21 protein-coding genes and 1 pseudogene are annotated in these 19,661 nt (G+C 71.6%); 12 read left to right on the top strand and 10 right to left on the bottom strand.

All coding sequences use genetic code 11. From position 1 onward, the window contains the following. Positions 1-88 precede the first annotated feature (88 nt). Positions 89-745 (top strand): hypothetical protein, encoded by a 657-nt coding sequence (locus ACH4E7_RS17215; protein ID WP_396249875.1) that lies wholly within the window; start codon positions 89-91, stop codon positions 743-745. Between the two features lie 44 nt (positions 746-789). After that, positions 790-1,404, top strand: a complete 615-nt coding sequence (locus ACH4E7_RS17210) for a hypothetical protein (protein WP_396249874.1) — start codon at positions 790-792, stop codon at positions 1,402-1,404. On the opposite strand, the gene ACH4E7_RS17205 is transcribed toward ACH4E7_RS17210, so the two are convergent. After that, entirely contained in the window at positions 1,376-2,104 is a 729-nt protein-coding gene (locus ACH4E7_RS17205; RefSeq protein ID WP_396249873.1) for an SDR family oxidoreductase, read from the bottom strand. The genes ACH4E7_RS17210 and ACH4E7_RS17205 overlap by 29 nt on opposite strands. Before the next feature lie 261 nt (positions 2,105-2,365). Here ACH4E7_RS17205 and ACH4E7_RS17200 point away from each other — a divergent pair, with 261 nt between their 5' ends. Next, positions 2,366-2,527 (top strand): zinc-binding dehydrogenase, encoded by a 162-nt coding sequence (locus ACH4E7_RS17200; protein ID WP_396249888.1) that lies wholly within the window; start codon positions 2,366-2,368, stop codon positions 2,525-2,527. Between the two features lie 22 nt (positions 2,528-2,549). On the opposite strand, the gene ACH4E7_RS17195 is transcribed toward ACH4E7_RS17200, so the two are convergent. Next, entirely contained in the window at positions 2,550-3,215 is a 666-nt protein-coding gene (locus ACH4E7_RS17195) for a ribosome-inactivating family protein (protein WP_396249872.1), read from the bottom strand. Between the two features lie 607 nt (positions 3,216-3,822). On the opposite strand from ACH4E7_RS17195, the gene ACH4E7_RS17190 reads away from it, so the two are divergent. Next, a complete protein-coding gene (locus ACH4E7_RS17190; protein WP_396249871.1) occupies positions 3,823-4,422 on the top strand; it encodes a hypothetical protein in 600 nt (199 codons plus the stop codon). A 246-nt stretch (positions 4,423-4,668) separates the two neighbouring features. On the opposite strand, the gene ACH4E7_RS17185 is transcribed toward ACH4E7_RS17190, so the two are convergent. Then, positions 4,669-5,175 (bottom strand): DUF1772 domain-containing protein, encoded by a 507-nt coding sequence (locus tag ACH4E7_RS17185; protein ID WP_396249870.1) that lies wholly within the window; start codon positions 5,173-5,175, stop codon positions 4,669-4,671. A gap of 316 nt (positions 5,176-5,491) precedes the next feature. Here ACH4E7_RS17185 and ACH4E7_RS17180 point away from each other — a divergent pair, with 316 nt between their 5' ends. Continuing rightward, entirely contained in the window at positions 5,492-6,490 is a 999-nt protein-coding gene (locus ACH4E7_RS17180) for an AraC family transcriptional regulator (RefSeq protein ID WP_396249869.1), read from the top strand. Here the strand turns inward: ACH4E7_RS17180 and ACH4E7_RS17175 are convergent. Both ACH4E7_RS17175 and ACH4E7_RS17170 read right to left on the bottom strand, forming a co-directional pair. Further along, positions 6,481-6,762, bottom strand: coding sequence for a TetR/AcrR family transcriptional regulator C-terminal domain-containing protein (locus ACH4E7_RS17175; protein ID WP_396249887.1), 282 nt, complete (start codon positions 6,760-6,762; stop codon positions 6,481-6,483). The genes ACH4E7_RS17180 and ACH4E7_RS17175 overlap by 10 nt on opposite strands. Positions 6,763-7,460: 698 nt before the next feature. Further along, a pseudogene (locus ACH4E7_RS17170) lies at positions 7,461-7,748 on the bottom strand (ATP-binding protein); the annotation flags it as partial. Between the two features lie 295 nt (positions 7,749-8,043). Here ACH4E7_RS17170 and ACH4E7_RS17165 point away from each other — a divergent pair. The 3 genes from ACH4E7_RS17165 to ACH4E7_RS17155 all read left to right on the top strand — a co-directional run bounded on the left by ACH4E7_RS17165 (position 8,044) and on the right by ACH4E7_RS17155 (position 9,120). Continuing rightward, positions 8,044-8,379 carry a Scr1 family TA system antitoxin-like transcriptional regulator gene (locus ACH4E7_RS17165; protein WP_396249886.1) on the top strand — a complete coding sequence of 112 codons (336 nt, stop codon included), beginning with the start codon at positions 8,044-8,046 and terminating at the stop codon, positions 8,377-8,379. Next, positions 8,376-8,567: a DUF397 domain-containing protein gene (locus ACH4E7_RS17160; RefSeq protein WP_396249868.1), complete on the top strand. Its 192-nt coding sequence runs from the start codon at positions 8,376-8,378 to the stop codon at positions 8,565-8,567. Before ACH4E7_RS17165 ends, ACH4E7_RS17160 begins: the two co-directional genes overlap by 4 nt. A gap of 334 nt (positions 8,568-8,901) precedes the next feature. Then, positions 8,902-9,120: a DUF397 domain-containing protein gene (locus tag ACH4E7_RS17155; protein WP_396249867.1), complete on the top strand. Its 219-nt coding sequence runs from the start codon at positions 8,902-8,904 to the stop codon at positions 9,118-9,120. Between the two features lie 161 nt (positions 9,121-9,281). On the opposite strand, the gene ACH4E7_RS17150 is transcribed toward ACH4E7_RS17155, so the two are convergent. Both ACH4E7_RS17150 and ACH4E7_RS17145 read right to left on the bottom strand, forming a co-directional pair. Continuing rightward, positions 9,282-9,626, bottom strand: coding sequence for a YrdB family protein (locus ACH4E7_RS17150; RefSeq protein ID WP_396249866.1), 345 nt, complete (start codon positions 9,624-9,626; stop codon positions 9,282-9,284). Continuing rightward, a complete protein-coding gene (locus ACH4E7_RS17145) occupies positions 9,623-9,976 on the bottom strand; it encodes a hypothetical protein (protein ID WP_396249865.1) in 354 nt (117 codons plus the stop codon). Before ACH4E7_RS17145 ends, ACH4E7_RS17150 begins: the two co-directional genes overlap by 4 nt. 59 nt (positions 9,977-10,035) lie before the next feature. Here ACH4E7_RS17145 and ACH4E7_RS17140 point away from each other — a divergent pair, with 59 nt between their 5' ends. Next, complete coding sequence (locus ACH4E7_RS17140; RefSeq protein WP_396249864.1) at positions 10,036-10,482, top strand: MarR family winged helix-turn-helix transcriptional regulator; 447 nt, start codon at positions 10,036-10,038, stop codon at positions 10,480-10,482. Positions 10,483-10,659: 177 nt separating this feature from the next. Here the strand turns inward: ACH4E7_RS17140 and hrpB are convergent, their stop codons facing one another. Both hrpB and ACH4E7_RS17130 read right to left on the bottom strand, forming a co-directional pair. Further along, positions 10,660-13,170: an ATP-dependent helicase HrpB gene (gene hrpB, locus ACH4E7_RS17135; RefSeq protein WP_396249863.1), complete on the bottom strand. Its 2,511-nt coding sequence runs from the start codon at positions 13,168-13,170 to the stop codon at positions 10,660-10,662. 8 nt (positions 13,171-13,178) lie between these two features. After that, entirely contained in the window at positions 13,179-14,057 is an 879-nt protein-coding gene (locus tag ACH4E7_RS17130) for a class I SAM-dependent methyltransferase (RefSeq protein ID WP_396249862.1), read from the bottom strand. A 415-nt stretch (positions 14,058-14,472) separates the two neighbouring features. On the opposite strand from ACH4E7_RS17130, the gene rpsA reads away from it, so the two are divergent. Both rpsA and ACH4E7_RS17120 read left to right on the top strand, forming a co-directional pair. Beyond that, complete coding sequence (gene rpsA / locus ACH4E7_RS17125; protein WP_218202410.1) at positions 14,473-15,963, top strand: 30S ribosomal protein S1; 1,491 nt, start codon at positions 14,473-14,475, stop codon at positions 15,961-15,963. Positions 15,964-16,225: 262 nt separating this feature from the next. Next, the gene (locus ACH4E7_RS17120) at positions 16,226-18,460 is read left to right on the top strand and encodes an MMPL family transporter (protein WP_396249861.1); all 2,235 of its coding nucleotides are present in this window, start codon (positions 16,226-16,228) and stop codon (positions 18,458-18,460) included. A 36-nt stretch (positions 18,461-18,496) separates the two neighbouring features. Here the strand turns inward: ACH4E7_RS17120 and ACH4E7_RS17115 are convergent, their stop codons facing one another. Beyond that, positions 18,497-18,928, bottom strand: a complete 432-nt coding sequence (locus ACH4E7_RS17115) for a MarR family winged helix-turn-helix transcriptional regulator (RefSeq protein ID WP_396249860.1) — start codon at positions 18,926-18,928, stop codon at positions 18,497-18,499. Positions 18,929-18,990: 62 nt separating this feature from the next. On the opposite strand from ACH4E7_RS17115, the gene ACH4E7_RS17110 reads away from it, so the two are divergent. Beyond that, a complete protein-coding gene (locus ACH4E7_RS17110; protein ID WP_396249859.1) occupies positions 18,991-19,632 on the top strand; it encodes an MBL fold metallo-hydrolase in 642 nt (213 codons plus the stop codon). The last annotated feature ends 29 nt before the right edge of the window (positions 19,633-19,661 follow it).

Raw genomic sequence — 19,661 nt, 5'->3', positions numbered from 1 at the left:
CGAACGGCTCGCGCGACTGGCCATGCACCCACCGGGACCGAGAGGTCACAACCCTACCGAAGAGGGCTGCAGAAGGGATGGTCCTCTAATGAGCGAGATGACGGAGATGGACGAGAGCACGGCGGGGCGGCGGGGGCTCCCGCGGCCCCGGATGGTGGGCGCGGCCGCGTTGGCGGCGCTGGTGCTGGCCGGTGGGTCGGTGTGGGCGTCGTGCGGCGGCGGGGGCGGTGATCCGGCTCCCGCCGCGGTGGTCACACCGAGTGCGCCGGTGAGCCCGACGGCAGAGCCCTCGCCGACGGCGGCGCCGAGTGCGACGCCCACTGAGACCCCGGCGTCGAGCCTGTCCGCGACGCCGGAGCCGACCGCGGCGCCCTCCGAGCCCGCTCCCGCCGGGCCCGCGGCGGAGGAGCCCGGCAGCGACGCCCCGACCGCGACCCGCAAGCCCGCCACCAAGGCCCCGGCAGCCCCGGCGGCCTCCGCTCCCGCCCCCGTCGGCAAGCCGCAGAGCGGTGGTGCGGCCGCGAAGCCCAAGGCCCCCTCCGGCGACGCCCCGAACAACGAACGGCCGATGGCGTGCGCCGACGGCGACTGCCCGACCAAGCGGCAGGGGCCGGACCCGGATGCGACCTGCATCCATGACGCGGCGGGCAAGGTCCTGACCTGCAGCCCCGTCCAGACCGGCACTCCGATCCTGCGCCCGGGTCAGTCCATCGGCACCCCCACGCCGCCCACCCGCACCCACTGACGACGGATCGGGGTTCGGCTTTGTTGGAGGAGGCCAGGGAGCGCTTGCGCTCCGGGTCGTCGCCGGCGATGGTCTGCGGCGACCTCGCCGTACGGGCGCCGCAGTGGGTGGACGCCGCGCTGGCGGTCGGGTCGGCGCTGGGGATCGAGGAACCGGAGCTGCGGCAGCGGTTGGGCGGTGAGCCGCAGGTGGCGTCCGAGTTCCGGCCGGGCGAGGAGGACCTGTACGCCGAAGTCCTGGTGGAGATGGGGGTGTTCGACGTCCCGAAGCGCCTCGACGCGCGGGAGGAGGTGATCGCCGAGCACCTGCGGGCGGCGCTGCGGGCCCAGGGTGGTCTCGGCGGCGGTTACTTCCACAACCTCCAGCGCGCCTTCGTCAAGGGCGAGTTGGCGCGGGTCTTCCGGTCGCTCACACGCTTCGGCCCGCGGGCCGGCCGTGGACGGCCCGCGGAGTTCTGGACGGCCCTGATCGCCGCCGGCGAGCTGCTCGACCCGGCGGACGGCGACGACCGGGGAACGGTGGGGCAGGCGTTGGAGGCCTGCCGGCGCGGCCTGGCCGACTGCGCTGACTGGCCTGCCCGCTCAGGCCGGTGGGCCCGGCGGGACCGGCGGGGACCGTGGGGTACGCGCCTCAGACCTGCTCGAAGTGGAAGGCCTTGATGAAGCAGTCGCGGGGCTGGCCGACCGCGAACAGGACACAGTCGACGAGGGACTGTGCGGTGAGGGCATCCTCGGCCCCGCGCGGTGTGGTCTCCCACTCCTCGGCGAGAGGGTCGGGGTTGTCGAAGTCGGGCGGGTAGAGGGAGATCACCCGAACTCCCTGGGGCCGCAGGCGCTTGGAGAGGATGTCGACGAACCCTGCCTGGGCGCTCTTGGCCGCGTAGAAGGCGTCGTGCGCGTCTGACCGGTGATGCCCCGCGGTTCCGCAGGCGGAGACCATGGTCACCACATCCGGCTTGTCCGAGTTGAGCAGGAGGGGGAGGAAGTTCTTCACGGTCAGGACGGTGCCGGTGGCGCCGGAGGCGATCGTGTCGATGACATCGGCATCGGAGGCGGATCGGAGGTCCGGGCCTTCGAGGTAGCGGGAGCCGTTGTTGATCAGCACGTCGATGTGGTCGGTGTGCCGGCCGACGCCGGCGGCGAAGCCGCGGATCGAGGCGGGGTCCGTCAGGTCGCAGGCGAAGGCGTGGACGCGCTGGTGCCCTCGGTCGCGGATCTCGTCCCGGACCCGCTCCGCGGCAGCCAAGGTGCGCGCGGAGAGGAAGACCTCGGCACCGAGGTCTGCGAGACGAATGGCCAAGGTGCGCCCGAAGTCGCGGCCGGCGGCGGCGATGACCACCCGGTGGTCGTCGAATCTCATGTCAGTACTCCTGGTCCAGGGACCACTTGTTGGCGAGGACCTCGACGACTGTGCGGGAGGGGCAGCTGCGGCGGTAGGTCGCGAGTAGGTCGGCGGTGCTGCGGCGCGAGTCGGTATCCATGAGCTACCTGAATACCCTTCAGGTACATAATTCACAAGCGATACCCACGGCGACCAGGATGATCGCCATGGCGAGGCGATCGGGAGCGGCCCGGTCCCCGTCGGCGTCGGTCACCAGGGGGATTCCATGGGCAGCGATACCTGGCCACCCTCGTCGACCAGGACCTGCTGCGCGCGTCCCTGGCCCGCACCTATCCCCTGGAGCACGCCGCCGAAGCCCACGCCACCAGCGAGTCGGGGCGCACCCGCGGCAAGATCGTCCTTTCCATCGACATCGACCCCGATGCCGATCCGCTGCCGTAGCGTCCGGTGGACTTCTCTCCCTTCATGTCACGCATGCCGGCGAGTCCTTGGCATCAGTCATCCAGGGAGTGCGCCCGCCGGGGGCCAACCCGGCGGGCGGGCGGAGCGCTGATCTGGAGTACGAGGATGCTCGGGTCAGGGCAGCGGAACCGAGCCCAGGGCCAGCATCGTTGCGGATCGTGTTCCCGATCCGGCGCTGGATCCACTGGAACCGGGCCGCCTCCGACGTCGCGGCGACCAGCTGTGTGAGCGCCTGTCCGATGGCGGCCGCCTGAGGTGTTCCGAGGCCGGGAGACGTCCCCATGGCGACGAGCCTGTCCACGTGCGAGCGAAGAGCGGTGAACGGGGTGTTCCTGCGCCAGTTGTCGGTGGAGAACTGGGTGTAGTTCTCACTCCACGGAAGCTCGGTGAAGGTGACAGGGCTGCTGGTCGGGTACTGGGTCCGCAGCGCGCTCCGGAGGGTTCCGATGTCGGTGCCGTGGAATACGAACCGGCCGTGGGAGTTGATGAAGCCGTCCAGGTACAGGTTGTTCGTCCGCAGGAGGAGCGACAGCCGGTTCTGGGGGACTCCACCGGTGTTGTCGATCAGTCGGACCTCGATGTACCGGCCGGACTGGGTACTGGTGACTCCGTCGGGGAAGTTGTTGCCCAGAGCGTGGCCCGCAACGGCCCGGACGGAGTTGAGCATGCTGTCGTACGCCTGACCTGCGGACCAGCTGCAGGTGTCTGTCGTCAGATTGGTGATGTCAGTCGACCATCGTCCACGGGCGGTCGGGGTCGGCATGGGCGGGTTGGGCGGAGATTCCTTGCGTCAGACCGATGACGGCCACAAGGGCCGCGGTGCCAGCGACAATTCGGCTGAGAAGCCGACGTGCTGGTGCGAGAACCGCCATATGTCAGATGCTCCCGTTGAGACACCAGTCGGTTGCGGTGGCGGAATGGGGCTCCAGGAGCCGGAAATCATGACCAACCCTTGAGCAGAGCCCTCCGCTGCCGGCACGACTGCCGTTGATCGGCGGTCGGCTGCAACGAACCGGTTGCGAACCACCTTCGTGAGCCAGGTCGGCTCACCGACGTCAACGTGCCTGTAGAAGTGGGTGGTTCACGGTGGCGAGGTCGGTGGGCGAGCGCAGGAAGTCGGTGGGGCCGACTTCCTGCGCTCACGGGCGGGTTGCGTGGGCGGCGCGGGTGCGGCAGTGGGTGAGGGCGGGGTTGATCATGGAGTGTCCGGGCTCGCCGCTACGATCTGCCGGTCGGACGCGCAGCGGGCGCGGCGCGGATCAGGGGGAGCGGCGATGACTGAGGCAGACGAAAGCACGGCGGGGCTGCGGAGGTTCCTACGGCCCCGGCTCGCGATACCGGCCGCCGCGCTGGCGGCGCTGCTGCTGGTGGTGGGCGGGTCGGTGTGGGCGCTGTCCGGCGGCGGGGGCGGGTCGGCCGCGGCCGGGGCGGTCACGCCGAGCGCGACGGTGAGTCCGACGGCGCAGCCCTCGCCGACCGAGACGGCGACGCCGACCGAGGCGCCGCCGTCGCCGAGCCCGTCCGCGACGGCGGAACCGGCCCCGGCGTCCGCCGAACCCGTGGCGGACGAGCCTGGGAGCAGCGCCCCGGCCGCCGTCCGCAAGCCGGCCGCGAAGTCCGCGGACACTCCGGCGCCCAAGTCCCAGGGAACCCCCGCGGGCAAGCCCAAGGTCCCGGCGGCTCCTGCGCCGGCTGCATCGGATCCCCATGACGTCGCGCCCGTTCCCTGCACCGCGTGCACGACCAAGCCGCAACCCGGCTCGGGCGACTGCTACCCGCGTGGGGAGGCCCAGGTCATGGTCTGCGGCCCGGTCCAGACCGGCACCCCGATCCTGCGCCCGGGGCAGTCGCTCGCCACCCCCACGCCGCACTGACGCGGAGACTCTCGCGTGTAGCGAAAGTGCAAGTCCATTGCCTCGGCATACGCGATGGCGTCGCTCTCCAGCTCCGACAGGTTCCTCCCGACCAGCGGGAGTCCGTCGTACGCGACCTGGGGACCGTGCGCGGCGTCGGCAGCGATGCAGAACAGCCCCACGGCTTGGCTCGCATAGGCCGTGACGGCAGGCGGAGACCAGTCCCGAGGCCGGGGTAGGCCTCCGTAGCCCCCGGTCCTACGCCACTCACGCCCGGCCCACACCGCGGGCGACACGTATCGCCCAGACGAGGCAGATCAGCGATGCGGTGGTCACCAGGGTGCGAGCAACGTTCCAGTGCACCCACGTCGCCTCGAACCGCGCACGAACGGCGGCGAGATCGTGGATACTGCCCGGGGAGCCGGCCGCCGCCAACTGATTGTTGAGCGGCACACTAAGGCCCATCGTGATCAGCAGAGAGATCACATAGAGCACGACTCCGGCGACGATCCACGGAAGGGCGGGGCGGCCCTCACCGTGCCGATGCTGGAACGCGGCGACCAGGCCGAGCACCAGCGCACCGCCGAAGGCCAGGCCGAACCAGCCGTTCTGGATCGCCACGTTGATGCGCTGCATCGCCTCGACGAACGTACGGTCGTCCGACTGCCCGAGCCCTGGCATCACCGCGACGGAGAACGCGAAGTAGATCCCGGCCATCAAACCGGTGAGGACCGTCGCGGCGAGCAGAACGATGCCGCGGATGTCACCGTTCACGGATACTCCCCAGGCTTTTCGCGGTTGAGCTGTCGGATTCCGGGCGGCGGGAGTGCCCCACTGCGGTGGACACCCCTGAAGCCCCTGGGACAGGAGTCCAGGCGCCCGGTGGTGCGGGTGGTCCTCTGTGCGCGCCGTGGCGATCGTGTCCGTGTTCCTCGTGTGTGGGCCTTCCTGGTGGCGCGTGTGCGGGTAAAGGGGGACGGTGGCTCGCGGATCCGGTGTCATGCCTGTCAGTACAGCCGCACGGCCCGGTGCCGGACCATCGGCGAAAAGCTCATCGCCATACGCGATCGTCCACTCCTAGGCTGAGCGCATGGATCCACTGGCGACCCTGCTGGACGGCCCTCGCGCCCGCGGCGCCTTCCTGCTGCGCTCGATCCTCAGCCCGCCCTGGTCGCTGCGGATCGCCGACCGCGCGCCGTTGACGCTGATGTACCTGGTCAGCGGTGGGGCATGGGTGGTGCCCGACGCCGAACCGGCCGTGCGCCTACGGCCCGGCGACATCGCGGTGGTACGCGGCCCGGAGCCGTACACCGTCGCCGACGACCCCGCCACCGCGCCCCGCATCGTCATCCAGCCCGGCCAGGTCTCCACCGGCCCGAACGGCGAACTGTGCGACGAGATGGACCTCGGCGTCCGCACCTGGGGCCACGACCCCCAAGGCTCCGCCGTACTCATCAGCGGCACCTACCAGATGGGCGGCGAGGTCAGCCGCCGCCTGCTGACCGCCCTGCCGCACGTCCTGCACCTGCCGAGGGACGCCTGGCACAGCTCGCTGCCCGCACTGCTGTCCGAGGAGGTCGTCCTCGACCAGCCCGGCCAGGAGATCGTCCTCGACCGCCTCCTGGACCTGCTGCTCATCGCGGTACTGCGGGCCTGGCTCTCCCGACCGGAGGTCGGCGCGCCCGGCTGGTACGCCGCCCGGAGCGACCCGGTTGTCGGGCTGGCCCTGAACCTCCTGCACGACAACCCGGCCTACCCCTGGACGGTGGCGTCGCTCGCCGCGCAGACCGGGGTCTCCCGCGCGGCACTCGGCCGCCGCTTCACCGAACTCGTCGGCGAACCACCCATGTCCTACCTGACCAGCTGGCGGCTGGCCCTGGCGGCCGACCTTCTGCGCGAACCGGACGCCACCGTCGCGGCGGTGGCCCGCAAGGTCGGGTACAGCACCCCCTTCGCTTTCAGTGCGGCGTTCAAGCGCGTACGGGGAGTCAGCCCGCAGCGGCACCGGGAGGGTGCGGGGGCGGCGGATGCGAAGCGAGAGCCGACGGATGGATCATCGCGCAGGCCTGGCGGCTGGCATCAGCGGTAGGCGGCCAGGAATACGCGGACGCCTTCGTCCGCGAGGCGTTCGAGGTCGGCGGCGGGCCGGGTCCCGCCGTAGCCGTGGAACATGGCGTGGTCCATTGGGATGGCCAGGATGAGCCAGGCGAAGTGGCTGGCGGCGAGTAGCGGATCGTCGATCCGCAGCAGCCCTCGCCCGGCGAGGTGCTGGAAGCAGTCGGCAAGGGCGCTGATGGTGCGCTCGGGCGCCCGCCGGTAGTAGTCACGGGCCACTTCGGGGAAGCGGCTGGCTTCTGCGATGAGCAGTCGGCGCAGTTGGAGTCCCTGGGGCTGGATGACGGTGGAGATGTAGCGGCGGCGGGGCCGACACGCTGCTGATGGGACGCGTGACCTACGAGACGTTCGCCGCCGTCTGGCCGCACCGGACCGGCCCGATGGCCGACGCGCTCAACGGTATCCGCAAGCTGGTCGCCTCCACGACCCTGACCACGGGGACCGCGAAGCCGGCCCGTCACCGGCCGGGAGTGATGCGCGGCACTGCATGGGTCGACGATGGTCTGGTCGCGGGCGTCGAGCTGCTTGGGGACGTCGAACACGCCGAGGGCTTCGAGGAGTTCGCCGGTGTCGGCCTCGGAGTGGGGGCGGGGGTCGGCGAGCAGGGCGTCGTAGCAGTCGTTGAGGCGACGGGTGGCTTCGGTGGCCGGGATCGCGAGGGCCGCGCAGACGGCGCGGGCCGAGCGGAGGGGCTGGCGGGTCCGGCGGGCGAGGTTGGCGTACATCTCGGCGGGGGTGGAGCCGGTGTCGAACAGGTGCCGGGCGGTAAGGGCGAGTCGCATGGGGGTCCTGTTCAGATGGCGGTGAGGATGGCGACCGGGGAGGGGGGCGATGAGGGCCCAGACGAACTTCCCGATTCCGCCGGATCGGGGGCAGCAACCCCAGCGCTCGGCCAGCTCGTTGACCAGGAAGAGGCCACGGCCGTGCTCGTCGGAGGGCGAGGGCGAGCGGAGGGTGGGGCGGCCGCTGCTGGCGTCGTGGACTTCGAGGCGCAGGCGGTCGCCGATGAGAGCGAAGCGGATCTCGATGAGGCGGTCGGCGGGCGCCTCGGAGTGCTGGACGGCGTTGGCGAAGAGCTCGCCGAGGAGGAGTTCGGCGACGTCGGAGTAGCGGTCGCCGGCGGGGAGGGCGGAGAGGTACGCGCGGAGGAGGTGGCGCGCGAGCGGCGTCGAGTCCGTGCGGGAGCCGAGTCGCGCGGCGAACGTGCGGGGGCGGCAACAGGTTTTGAGCATGGCGAAGTTCCTCAGGGGGGCGGATTGGGGAGCGCGGAGGTAGTGCGCAATCGCGCCATCCACAGCGTCACTCATATACGTAGCGCTGCGACTACCCAGGGTGCTCACTGCCCTCTAGGCTTCAGATCTGTTCAACTTGTCCAAGCCGTTTGATTGGTAGGGCGAATCGCCATGAACAAGCGGGAACTTGACCCTCAGGCCTCTCCTGCGGCTGAGTTCGGGGCATTCCTCCGCACGTCGCGCGAGCAGCGAGGCTGGACGCAGGAGGGAATCGCCGCCCTTGGTCCACGTGGTCATGGATGAGAGTTGCATTCGTCGGATTGTGGGTGGGGGCGCTGTGATGGCGGCTCAGCTCGACCATCGCGTCGAATTCGCCGGCGAGCCCACCGTAAGGCTCCAGCTTGCCCCGTACCTGCTCGGCGAGGACAGGGCGTTCGACCTTCCGGTGTCCATTCTGACCTTGCCGGACCGATCGCTGATCTCCTACGCCGAGAGCGCGCACCAAGGGCGTTTGGAGCGGGATGCCGGCTCGGTGACGGCCGATTTGGCGGCCTACTATCAGCTACAAACGCATGCCCTTTCACAGGCGGACTCGGTGGCGATGATCCGCGAGCTACGGAGGCAACTATGACCCTCGACTGGTTCAAGTCCAGCTACAGCAGCAACGGTGGGCAGTGCATCGAGGTATCCAACAGCATGCCAGGCGTCGTCCCCGTGCGTGACTCCAAGGACCCCCAGGGCCCGGCTCTCGTCTTCCAGGCGGACGCCTGGCATTCGTTCGTTACCGCTGTCCGCTCTGGTGAGTTCGGCAACGTCTGAAGCGCCTCAATCTCCAGCGCCAGTTCGTCAAGGGCGAGTTGGCGTCGGCCTTCGGGTCGCACTGATCCGGCAGGCAGGAGTCCCGCCAGTAGTTCGTTCACCAGTTGATGGCAAGTCGGGTGTCAGTCCGGGCGCCCATCCACGCCGCCGTCTCCGGCACTGCGGACAGCCGCAACTCGATCCCGGCGCTGGTGAACAGGTCCGGATCGACTTGCCCGCTGCCGCCGGTGCCGCATAGGTAGCTGCTTGGGCGTCACTGATCGGCTGCGTGGCGATGCGCTCACGGCGGGCGAGTCGCTCGCGCTGATCGCCGAGGCGCTGGAAGGGTTCAGAGATGATGAGCAACGAGCTCAACGCGGCCAGCTGGCGCAAGAGCAGCTACAGCGGTACGAACGGCGGCGACTGCATCGAGGTGGCCCCCGGATTCCCCGGCCTCGTCCCCGTGCGTGACTCCAAGGACCCGTACGGCCCGGCCCTCGTCTTCCCGGCCTCCGTCTGGGAAGCCTTTGTGACCGCCGTCCGCAAGGGCGACCTTCCGGCGCAAGGCAGCTGAGGAGCTGACCAGACGGCCGCTGCCAACGCCTAGTGTTCGGCAAGGAGTTCGCCGCTGTCCGGGTCGTAGAGCTCGATGGTGCAGCGGTGGCCGATCCGGCCGATGGTCTCGATCAGTTCGGTGATCCCGGTTGTCGCCCGCCGCCCAGGGCCTCCCGTCCTTCAGGCCATGGCGGCCTGAAGGGCGGTGGACAGTGCCCAGGCCGCGGTGAACCAGAGCGCGGCGCGGCGGCCCCCGGCGGCGAGCAGCGCCAGGTCGCCCGCGCCGAACCAGACGAGTTCCAGGACCGCGCGGGCCGGGCCGTGGAGCGGATGCGTCGCGGTCGGCGAGCCGAACTGCCCCCAGACCACGATCAGGAGCGCCACCGCGCCGGTGGCCAGCGCGAGGCGCAGGGGCAGGCGGGCGGTTCGGGTGAAGCCCCAGTAGCCCGCGGAGACGTAGACGGACATCTCCAGCAGGAACGCGAGGGTCGCGCTCGCGGCCGCGAGGACCGTCCCGGCGGTCATCGGGCGATCCAGGCGGCTGAGGCGAGGTGGAGGACGGCGAAGGCGCCGGCGCCGAAAGCCATGCCGCGGTTGCGGTACCGGGCGCCGATCGCGGAGTCGCTGACCTGGGCCAGTCCCGCGACCAGCAGCATCGGCCACGCGGCACCGTGGGACGCGCCGGTCAGCAGGAGTAGTGCGGTGGCCAGCCCGAGCGGGACGGCCCGGACCGCGTAGGCGCGGGCGTAGAGGTCGGTCCCGGCGTTGACCGGCTCCCCCGCCGGCAGCGCGAGACCGGGGCGCAGCACCCCCGCGACACTCGAACCGGCACTGATGAGCGCCGCCACGGCGTTGGCGACGAGCAGGAAGTCCATTGAATCCCCCCGTGAATCATTCGAGCTGTGAACGATAATGGGACGGTATCATTCTGTGCATGAGTGATGTCAAGGGAGCAGCGGAGCTGCGGGCCACGATCGTCTTCAACCTGGGGACGCTCGGTGCCGTGGCCGCCGACCGGTTCGCGGCGCGGGTCGAGGCCCTGGGCCTCAAGCCCAAGCACGCCGGCCTGTTGGCCGCACTCGACGCGGGACCGGCCGCGTCCCAGCAGGACCTGGCCAGGCGACTCGGCGTCGCCCCGAGCCTGGTCGTCGCCCTCGCCGACCAGCTCCAGGAGCTCGGCGCCCTGGAGCGCATCCGAGACCCACAGGACCGCCGCCGGCAGGTCCTCAACCTCACCCCCGAAGGCCGCGCCCTGCTCTCGCGTTGTGCTGACGCCGCCCGGAGCCTGGACGACGAACTGATGGCGGACCTGAGCGACACTCAGCGCAGCGCACTGGAACAGGGCCTTCGGCTCCTCGGCGGGCAACACCTCACGCACTGACCCGGCCCCGCGTGGGGGCCGGTTGCGGCCGGCCCGCGGGTCCTCCGCATTCAGCAGTCAGTACCGAGCATGCCGCCAACCGGGTCCGGCGCGGCAGCGACGGTGGTCGGCCGCCTGGTTTCGACAAGGACCGCCGGTCAGACGCCACGCAACGCGTGACAAAGCACTACCAGGGCGTCACTTACGGGCGTTGGCGCGGCGGGTGGGTTCCGCCGTTGTCGGGTCCTCGGGCCAGGGGTGGCGGGGGTAGCGGCCTCTGAGATCGGCGCGGACGGCGCGGTAGCCCTCGCGCCAGAACGACGCCAGGTCGCCGGTGACGGCGGCGGGGCGGCCGGCGGGGGAGAGCAGGTGGACGGTGAGGGGGACGCGGCCGCCGGCCAGCGCCGGGGCAGCTGCCCAGCCGAAGAGTTCCTGCAACTTGACTGCCAGCACCGGGCGTTCGGTGCTGTAGTCGACTCGTATCTTCGAGCCACTGGGGACGGTGATCCGTTCGGGGGCGAGTTCGTCCAGTCGGCCGGCCTCGCCGGTGGCCCAGGGGAGCAGACGCTGCAGGGCCGCTGTGGTGTCGATCCGCGCGAGGTCGGATCGGCGGCGGGCGCGGGAGAGTTCGGGCTCCAGCCATTCTTCGGCACGCGCCAACAACGCGGCGTCGGAGACGTCCGGCCACGGGTCGCCGAGGGCGGTGTGGAGGAAGGCGAGGCGCTCGCGCAGGCCGGGGGAGGGCCAGGTGAGTAGCGCGGAAACGCCTTCGCGGGTGAGGCCTTCGAGGAGTGCGGCCCGGACGAGCAGGGGGGCGGCGCGGTTGAGTGGCTTCTCTGCGAGTTCGATCGCGCCGAGGGATTCCACCTGCCGGGAGACGACTTCACCTCGCCGGGCGTCCCAGTGCACCTCCTCGCGCGCAGTGAGGAGGGGGGCGCCGGCCTGGCGGGCGATGTCCTCGTCGAGCGCGGCGGCGTGCAGGACGCGGGCGGAGTGTGAGCCCGCCGGCCGGTCGGCGACCGCGACGGCGAGCCAGGGCAGCGCGCCCAGGGTGGTGCCGGGGGCGAGTTCGGCGGCGGTGCCGGAGGCCATCAGGTACGGGCTGCGCTCGCCGGGGGCGGGCTTGTCGACCCGGGCGCGGGCGATCCGTTCGGGGAAGGCGAGGGCGACGACGAGTCCGGCGGCGGTCGCGTCGGGCAGGGCGGTGGCGGGTTCGTCGGAGGTGGCGCGTAGCAGGCGGCGGACCTCTTCGCGCCAGCGCGAGGCATAGGGATCGCTGGCGGAACGGACCAGTCGCCAGACCGCGCCGAGGTCGTCGCCGAGCGCACGCGGCGGCTCCTCGGAGAGCAGCGCGACCACCTCGGCCGCTCGCCGCGCACCGACCGTCGCCGCGCCGTCGACCAGGGCGCGGGCGAGCCGGGGGTGCAGCCCGGTGCGGGCGAGGCGCGCACCGCGCGGAGTCGCCCGGCCGTCCGCGTCCACCGCGCCGAGGGCCTGGAGGGTCTGCCGGGCCGCGGCCATCGCCCCCGCGGGCGGGGCGTCGGGCAGAGCGAGGCCGGTGGCGTCCGGGTCGCCCCAGCAGGCGGCCTGGAGAGCGAACGAGGTGAGGTCGGCGAGGGCGATCTCGGGGGTGGGGAAGCGGGCGGCGCGGGCGTCCTCGGCCTCGTGCCAGCAGCGGTACACGGTGCCGGGGGCCTCCCGCCCCGCCCGCCCCGCGCGCTGGCGGGCGGCGGCGAGCGAGGCCCGGACGGTGACGAGCCCGGCCAGGCCACGCGCGTGGTCGGTGCGCGGTTCGCGGGCGAGTCCGGCGTCCACCACGATCCGGACGCCGGGCACGGTGAGCGAGGACTCGGCGACGGCGGTGGCCAGGACCACCCGGCGCCGGTCGGCCGGGGTGAGCGCGGCGTCCTGGACGTCCTGCGGGGCGCGGCCGTGGAGTTGCAGGACCTCGGCGGCCACTCCCGCCAACTGTCCGGCGACCCGGGCGATCTCGCCGACGCCGGGCAGGAAGCAGAGCACGTCCCCGTCCCGCTCGGCGAGCGCCCGGCGGACCGTCGCGGCGACGTGGTCGAGCAGCGCCGGGTCGACCCGGGTGCCGTGGGCGGGCCGGACGGCGCGCGGGGGCGCCGCCCAGACCACGTCCACCGGATGGGAGACCCCGTGCGCCTCCACCACCGGGGCGCCGCCGAGGAGTTCGGCCCAGGCCGCGGTGTCGGAGGTGGCCGAGGCGCAGACCAGGCGCAGTTCGGGCCGCAGCGCGGCGCGCACGTCCAGCAGGAAGGCGAGGGCCGTGTCGGCGTCCAGGTGCCGTTCGTGGCACTCGTCCAGGACGACCACGTCGACCCCGGGCAACTCCTGGTCGCGCTGCAGTCGTTGCAGCAGCACGCCGGTGGTGACCACCTCGACGACGGTCTCCGGGCCGACACGACGCTCGCCGCGCACGGTGTAGCCGACCCGGCCGCCGACGGTCTCCCCGAGCAGCCAGGCCATCCGCCGGGCGGCGGCCCGTACGGCGAGCCGGCGCGGTTCGGCGACCAGGACCCGCCGTACCGGTCCGGAATCGAGCAGCCCGGCCAGGGCGAGCGGCACCAGCGTGGTCTTGCCGGTGCCGGGCGGGGCGGCGAGGACGGCGGTGCCGTGCTCCTCCAGCGCGTCGTGCAGGGCGGGCAGGGCGGTGCGGACGGGCAGGTCGCGCCAGGAGGGACGCATCGAGGAGGTCAGCTCCGCTCGGAGACGAAGATCGCCGTGCCCGGGATCAGCCGCCCGCGCAGCGGGGACCAGCCGCCCCACTCCTGTTCCAGCCCGGCCGGCCACTCCGGCTCGACCAGGTCGATCAAGCGGAAGCCGGCGCCGACGAGTTCGCGCACCCGGTCGCCCAGGGTGCGGTGGTGCTCGACGTAGGTGGCGCGGCCCTGCTCGTCCTGCTCGACGTACGGGGTGCGGTCGAAGTAGGAGGACATCGCAGTGAGGCCCTCGACGCCGGGCTCGTCGGGGAAGGCCCAGCGGATCGGGTGGGTCACCGAGAACACCCAGCGCCCGCCGGGCCGCAACACCCGGCGCACCTCGCGCATCAGCTCGGCGGTGTCGGCGCTGAACGGGACGGCGCCGTAGGCGGAGCAGGCGAGGTCGAAGGAGGCGTCGGCGAAGGGCAGTACGGCGGCGTCGGCCTGGACCACCGCGACGGGCTCGACGCCCCGGCCGAGGTCGATCCGGCGGGAGTGCTGGAGCTGGCGGTAGGAGATGTCCAGCGCGACGGGGCGGGCGCCCCGGGCGGCCAGCCAGCGGGAGCACTGGGCGGCGCCGGCGCCGATCTCCAGCACGTCCTTGCCCTCGACCTCGCCGAGCAGGTGGGCGTCGGCCTCGTCCAGGCCCTCGGGGCACCAGGTGAAGCGGTCGTCGCCGAGGAACTCGCCGTGCTCGTCCTGGTACTCGTCGGCGTTGCGGTCCCACCAGTGCCGGCTGGCCCGGCTGCTCTCCCCGACGCCGGCCTCGCGCCGCACCGCGTCGTCGCCGTCCTCCTCCTCGACCCCCGTGGGGGAGGTGTCAAGATCGTGCAGGTTCGACTGGGGGGTGGTGGCCACGGTGACAATGCCCATCGCGTAGGGTATGGAATGCGGAAGCGCCGCTGCCGCGAACCGGCCCCCGAGAGGGGTCCGGATCCTGGCGGTGGCATCCGGGGAAGGGTCCCTTCGAGTGCCGCCGCGAGGCGCGCAACCGGAGGATATGGCCTGATCCGTACCGGGCTCCACCGTCTTGCCTCTCTTGGCGTTGACCGTGCCTGGCCGTCCCCGTATGCTACAAGTTGCGCTGCGGGCCTGCGCGCCTCGGACGGAGCAGGTCGCGCTCGCATCTGTCGAAGACCCCACGGTCGCAAGACGGACGCCGGTTCTCGTTGGACGAGATCTCCCGGTGCGCCGTGTTCTTGGCTGTCCGGCTTTCGGTGGGAGCGATACGGGCCCTCCGCGTGGCATTACCTACGACTTTCATGTCCGTACCGGAGCCCTTTTCCTAATGACGAGCCCCACCGACTCCTCCCTCAGCACCACCCCGCAGGTCGCGGTCAACGACATCGGCGACGCGGAGGCCTTCCTCGCCGCCATCGACGAGACCATCAAGTACTTCAACGATGGCGACATCGTCGAGGGCGTCATCGTGAAGGTCGACCGTGACGAGGTCCTCCTCGACATCGGTTACAAGACCGAGGGCGTCATCCCGTCCCGCGAGCTCTCGATCAAGCACGACGTCGACCCGCACGAGGTCGTCGCCGTGGGCGACAACATCGAGGCCCTGGTTCTCCAGAAGGAGGACAAGGAGGGTCGTCTCATCCTGTCCAAGAAGCGCGCTCAGTACGAGCGTGCCTGGGGCACGATCGAGAAGATCAAGGAAGAGGACGGCATCGTCACCGGTACCGTCATCGAGGTCGTCAAGGGTGGTCTCATCCTCGACATCGGCCTCCGTGGCTTCCTCCCGGCCTCGCTCGTCGAGATGCGTCGCGTCCGCGACCTCCAGCCCTACGTGGGCAAGGAGCTCGAGGCCAAGATCATCGAGCTGGACAAGAACCGCAACAACGTGGTCCTGTCCCGCCGTGCCTGGCTGGAGCAGACCCAGAGCGAGGTCCGCCAGACCTTCCTCACCACCCTGCAGAAGGGCCAGGTGCGCTCCGGCGTCGTCTCCTCGATCGTCAACTTCGGTGCCTTCGTGGACCTGGGTGGCGTCGACGGCCTGGTGCACGTCTCCGAGCTGTCCTGGAAGCACATCGACCACCCGTCCGAGGTCGTCGAGGTCGGCCAGGAGGTCACCGTCGAGGTTCTCGACGTTGACATGGACCGCGAGCGCGTCTCCCTGTCGCTGAAGGCGACCCAGGAGGACCCGTGGCAGCAGTTCGCCCGTACCCACCAGATCGGCCAGGTCGTTCCGGGTAAGGTCACCAAGCTGGTTCCGTTCGGTGCGTTCGTCCGCGTGGACGAGGGCATCGAGGGTCTGGTCCACATCTCCGAGCTGGCCGAGCGCCACGTCGAGATCCCGGAGCAGGTCGTCCAGGTCGGCGACGAGATCTTCGTCAAGGTCATCGACATCGACCTCGAGCGTCGTCGCATCAGCCTGTCGCTGAAGCAGGCCAACGAGGCCCTGGGTGCCAACCCGGCCGAGGTCGAGTTCGACCCGACCCTGTACGGCATGGCCGCCTCGTACGACGACCAGGGCAACTACATCTACCCGGAGGGCTTCGACCCCGAGGCGAACGACTGGCTGCCCGGCTTCGAGAAGCAGCGTGAGGAGTGGGAGCGCCAGTACGCCGAGGCGCAGGCCCGCTTCGAGCAGCACCAGGCCCAGGTCATCAAGAGCCGCGAGGCCGACGCCGAGGCCGCTGCCGAGGGTGGCGACGCCGTCGCCGCTGCCGCCGGTGGCTCCTACTCGTCCAGCAGCGACGAGGGCTCGGGCGCCCTGGCCTCCGACGAGGCCCTGGCCGCCCTGCGCGAGAAGCTGGCCGGTGGCCAGAGCTGAGGCTCGCCCCCGCTAGCTGACAGCTAGGCAACGGACCCCACCCGGATCCTTCCGGGTGGGGTCCGTTCCTTTTCCGCCCCGCCCGCCGTTCTTCCACCTCGCCCCGCCCCCTCTGCGTCCGCTGTTCCCCTCCTCTTCGTTTTCCGCTTTGACTTATGTGTGTTTTATGTGAAGGAAAATGTGAGATGGGGCTCATTGCCCTGCTATAGGCCGGAGTTCAGGATGCGCCTACATTGAGTGGAGCTGCCCGAAAGGCTCCTTTATGCGCAACCCCTCCTCCGTCGCCCCCACCGCAGTGGTCGGCGGCCGGCTCGCCGCGATCGGCCGGTTCTGTTTCCGCCACCGCCGCTGGGTCCTCGGCTTCTGGGCCGTCGTCCTGGTCGTCGGGGTCCTGATCGGGGGTCGGGTCTTCGAGGGATCGGTGGCCGGCGCCTCCTCCGCCACCGCCGAGGCCGACCGGGGCGGCGCCGTGGTCGCCGCGGCCGATCCGGTCAAGGGCGCCGTGACCGCAGTGGTGGACGGCAGGCCGGTCGACGACCCGGCCGTGCGCGCCGCCGTCGAGAAGGCCACCGCCGAGATCGCCGCCCTGCCCGGAGTCTCCTCCGCCCAGGACGCCTACGGCTCCGGCTCGGCCCCGGCCGCGCTGCGCGCCGCCGACGGGACGGCGAGCCTGGTCACCGTACGGATGGCCGACACCTCCACCTCCGCGCAGACCGACGCCGTCACCCACCGGCTGGCCGCGCTGAACGGCGAGGGTGGGGCGCATGTGACCGTCGGCGGGGACCTGGTGCTCCAGCAGGAGGTCAAGAAGCAGACGGAGAAGGACACCCGCTTCGGCGAGATGGTGACCCTGCCGCTCACCCTGATCGTCATGGTGCTGGTCTTCGGCGGCCTGGCCGCCGCCTCGCTGCCGGTGATCGGCGCCATCGCCTCGATCGGCGGGGCGCTGTTGGCCATGTTCGGGTTCAGCCAGATCATGGACATCGACACCAGCGTGCTGCCGATCGCCACCGTGCTGGGGCTCGGGCTCTCGATCGACTACGCGCTGCTGATGGTGAACCGCTTCCGCGAGGAGCGCGGCCACGGCGCGGGCATCGCCGCCGCCGTCGAGCGCACCGCCGCGACCGCCGGACGCACCGTCGCCTTCTCCGGCCTGACCGTCGCCGTCGCGCTGTCCGGCCTGTTCGTCTTCGCCAGCCCGGTGCTGGGCGCGGTCGCCGCGGCCGGGGTGAGCGTGGTGGTGATCGCGGTCGCCGCCGCGCTGACCCTGGTCCCCGCGCTGCTCGGCTTCGCCGGCTCCCGGATCAAGGCGCCCGCCGCGCCCGTGTCGGACGAGGGCTTCTTCAGCCGGACCGTCCGCCGGGTCCGCAAGCGGGCCGTGCTGGTCGCCCTCGCCTGCGTGGCGCTGCTGATGGCGGCCGGGGCCCCGTTCCTCCACGCCGAGATGCGCAGCTCCGGCGCCGCCGTGCTGCCCGGCTCCTCGGCCGGGCGGCAGGTCGCCGAGACCATTGACCACCGCTTCCCGCAGATCGCGGCCGCGCCGATCACCGTGGTGGTCGAGGGCGGCGCGCCGGTGGCCCAGGCGTACGCGGGCGAGGTGGTCGCCAAGCTCCCCGGGGTGAGCGGTGTCCGGGCGGTGACCCCGGTCAGCGACAAGGTGTCCACGGTGGACGTGCTGGTCCACGGGGACCCGCAGGGCGACGCCGCCCAGCAGGTGGTGGACGAGCTCCGGGCCGACCGGGGCGGGCTGAAGACCTATGTGACCGGCGGCGCGGCCACGGTGGTGGACTTCAAGGACGAGCTGATGTCGCGCGGGCCGTGGGCACTGGGCCTGGTCGCGGTCGGGACGCTGGTGCTGCTGTTCCTGATGACCGGCTCGGTGGTGATGCCGGTCAAGGCGCTGCTGATGAACCTGCTGTCGCTGGGCGCCTCGCTCGGCGCGCTGACCCTGGTGTTCCAGGACGGGTGGTTCAGCGGGCTGCTCGGCTTCAGTCCGACCGGCGGGTTGGAGACCTTCCTGCCGGTGCTGGTCTTCGCCTTCGCCTTCGGGCTGTCGATGGACTACGAGGTGTTCCTGCTCGCCCGGATCAAGGAGCTGCACCAGCGCGGGCACAGCTGTACGCGTGCGGTGGAGTTGGGTGTCCAGCGCAGCGGTCGGATCATCACCTCGGCGGCGCTGCTGATGGTGATCGTCTTCGCGGGCTTCGCGGCCGGGGACATGCTCATGGTCAAGCAGATGGGTATCGCGCTGGCGGTCGCCGTCGCGGTCGACGCCACCCTGGTGCGCTGCCTGCTGGTGCCCGCCGCGATGACCCTGTTCGGCGAGTTCAACTGGTGGGCGCCCGCCCCGCTGAAGCGGTTGCACAGGCGCTTCGGGCTGAGCGAGCACGTCGATCTGCCCTCGCTGGAGCAGCCGGCGACCCCGGCGCAGCGGGTGGTGACGGACGTCGAGGAGTCGGCCGGGGAGCCGGCGGCCAAGGGTCTGGTCAAGGCCTAGGGCCTGTCTCTTGGGTCCTAGCCGCCGCGCCCGGGTTCAGGACAGGCGGCTCAGCAGGCCGACGGCGGCGCGCAGCTGGTCCCGCTCCCCGGTGCTGAGGCGGGACTCGATGGCGGTCGCGATGTGGTGCTCGCGGCGGGCCCGCTGGTCGAGCAGCGCGGTGTGGCCGGCCTCGGTGGCGGTGATCAGCTGCTTGCGGCCGTCGGTGGGGTGGGGCTGCTGGGCGACCAGCCCGGCCTCGGCCATCAGGGCGACGGTGCGGGCCATCGACTGGTGGCGGACGCGTCGGAGGTCGGCGAGTTCGGCGACGGTGTAGGAACGCTCGTCGCGGACCAGCAGGCCGAGGACGGCGGCCTGGTTCGGCGGCAGCTCGTCGCTGTCGCGCAGGGAGCGGACCAGGCTGCCGAGGGCGGTGCGCAGATCGGCGGCGAGTTCCAGGGTGTCCGGGTGCGGGGTTTTGCTGGGCATGGAAGCAGTTTATCCGGAATCTCTGCAGCAAAACTGTACAGTCATGCTGTATGGTTTCGGCTATGCGAATCACGAAGTTCGGCCACGCCTGCGTACGCATCGAGCACGACACCACCACCGTCGTCGTCGACCCGGGGGCGTTCACCGACCCCGCCGCACTGGCCGGGGCGGACGCCGTCCTGATCACCCACGAGCACATGGACCACTTCGAGGAGTCCCGGCTGCGCGCCGCGCTGGAGGCCGACCCGGCACTGCGGGTGTGGACCAACGGCGACGTGGCCGCCCAGCTGGAGGGTGTCGGGCAGCGGGTCACGGTGGTCGGCGAGGGCGACGCCTTCGACATCGCCGGACTCGGCGTCTCGGTGCACGGCGAGTGGCACGCGGTGATCCACCCGGACATGCCGCGGGCGAAGAACATCGGCTTCCTCTTCGACGGCCGGCTCTTCCACCCCGGCGACGCCTTCACCGTGCCGCCGCACGCCGTGGACACCCTGCTGCTGCCGCTCGCGGCGCCGTGGAGCAAGGCCGGTGAGGTGGTCGACTACGTCCGGGAGGCGGGCCCGCGGGTGGCGGTGCCGGTCCACGAGGCGACGCTCAGCCCGATCGGGCACATGGTGGCCACCCGGCTGCTCGGGCCGGACGGGCCGGGCACCGGTGCGGGGCTGACCGTGCTCGGCGAGGGCGAGAGCCTGGAGCTGGGCTGACCGGTTCCGGCCGGCGGCCCCGGCGGACA

This window comes from Kitasatospora sp. NPDC018058, from assembly GCF_044327205.1.
GTDB lineage: Bacteria > Actinomycetota > Actinomycetes > Streptomycetales > Streptomycetaceae > Kitasatospora.
The sequence above is the reverse complement of the archived record's forward strand: the minus strand, read 5'-3'. Positions and strand labels throughout refer to the sequence as shown.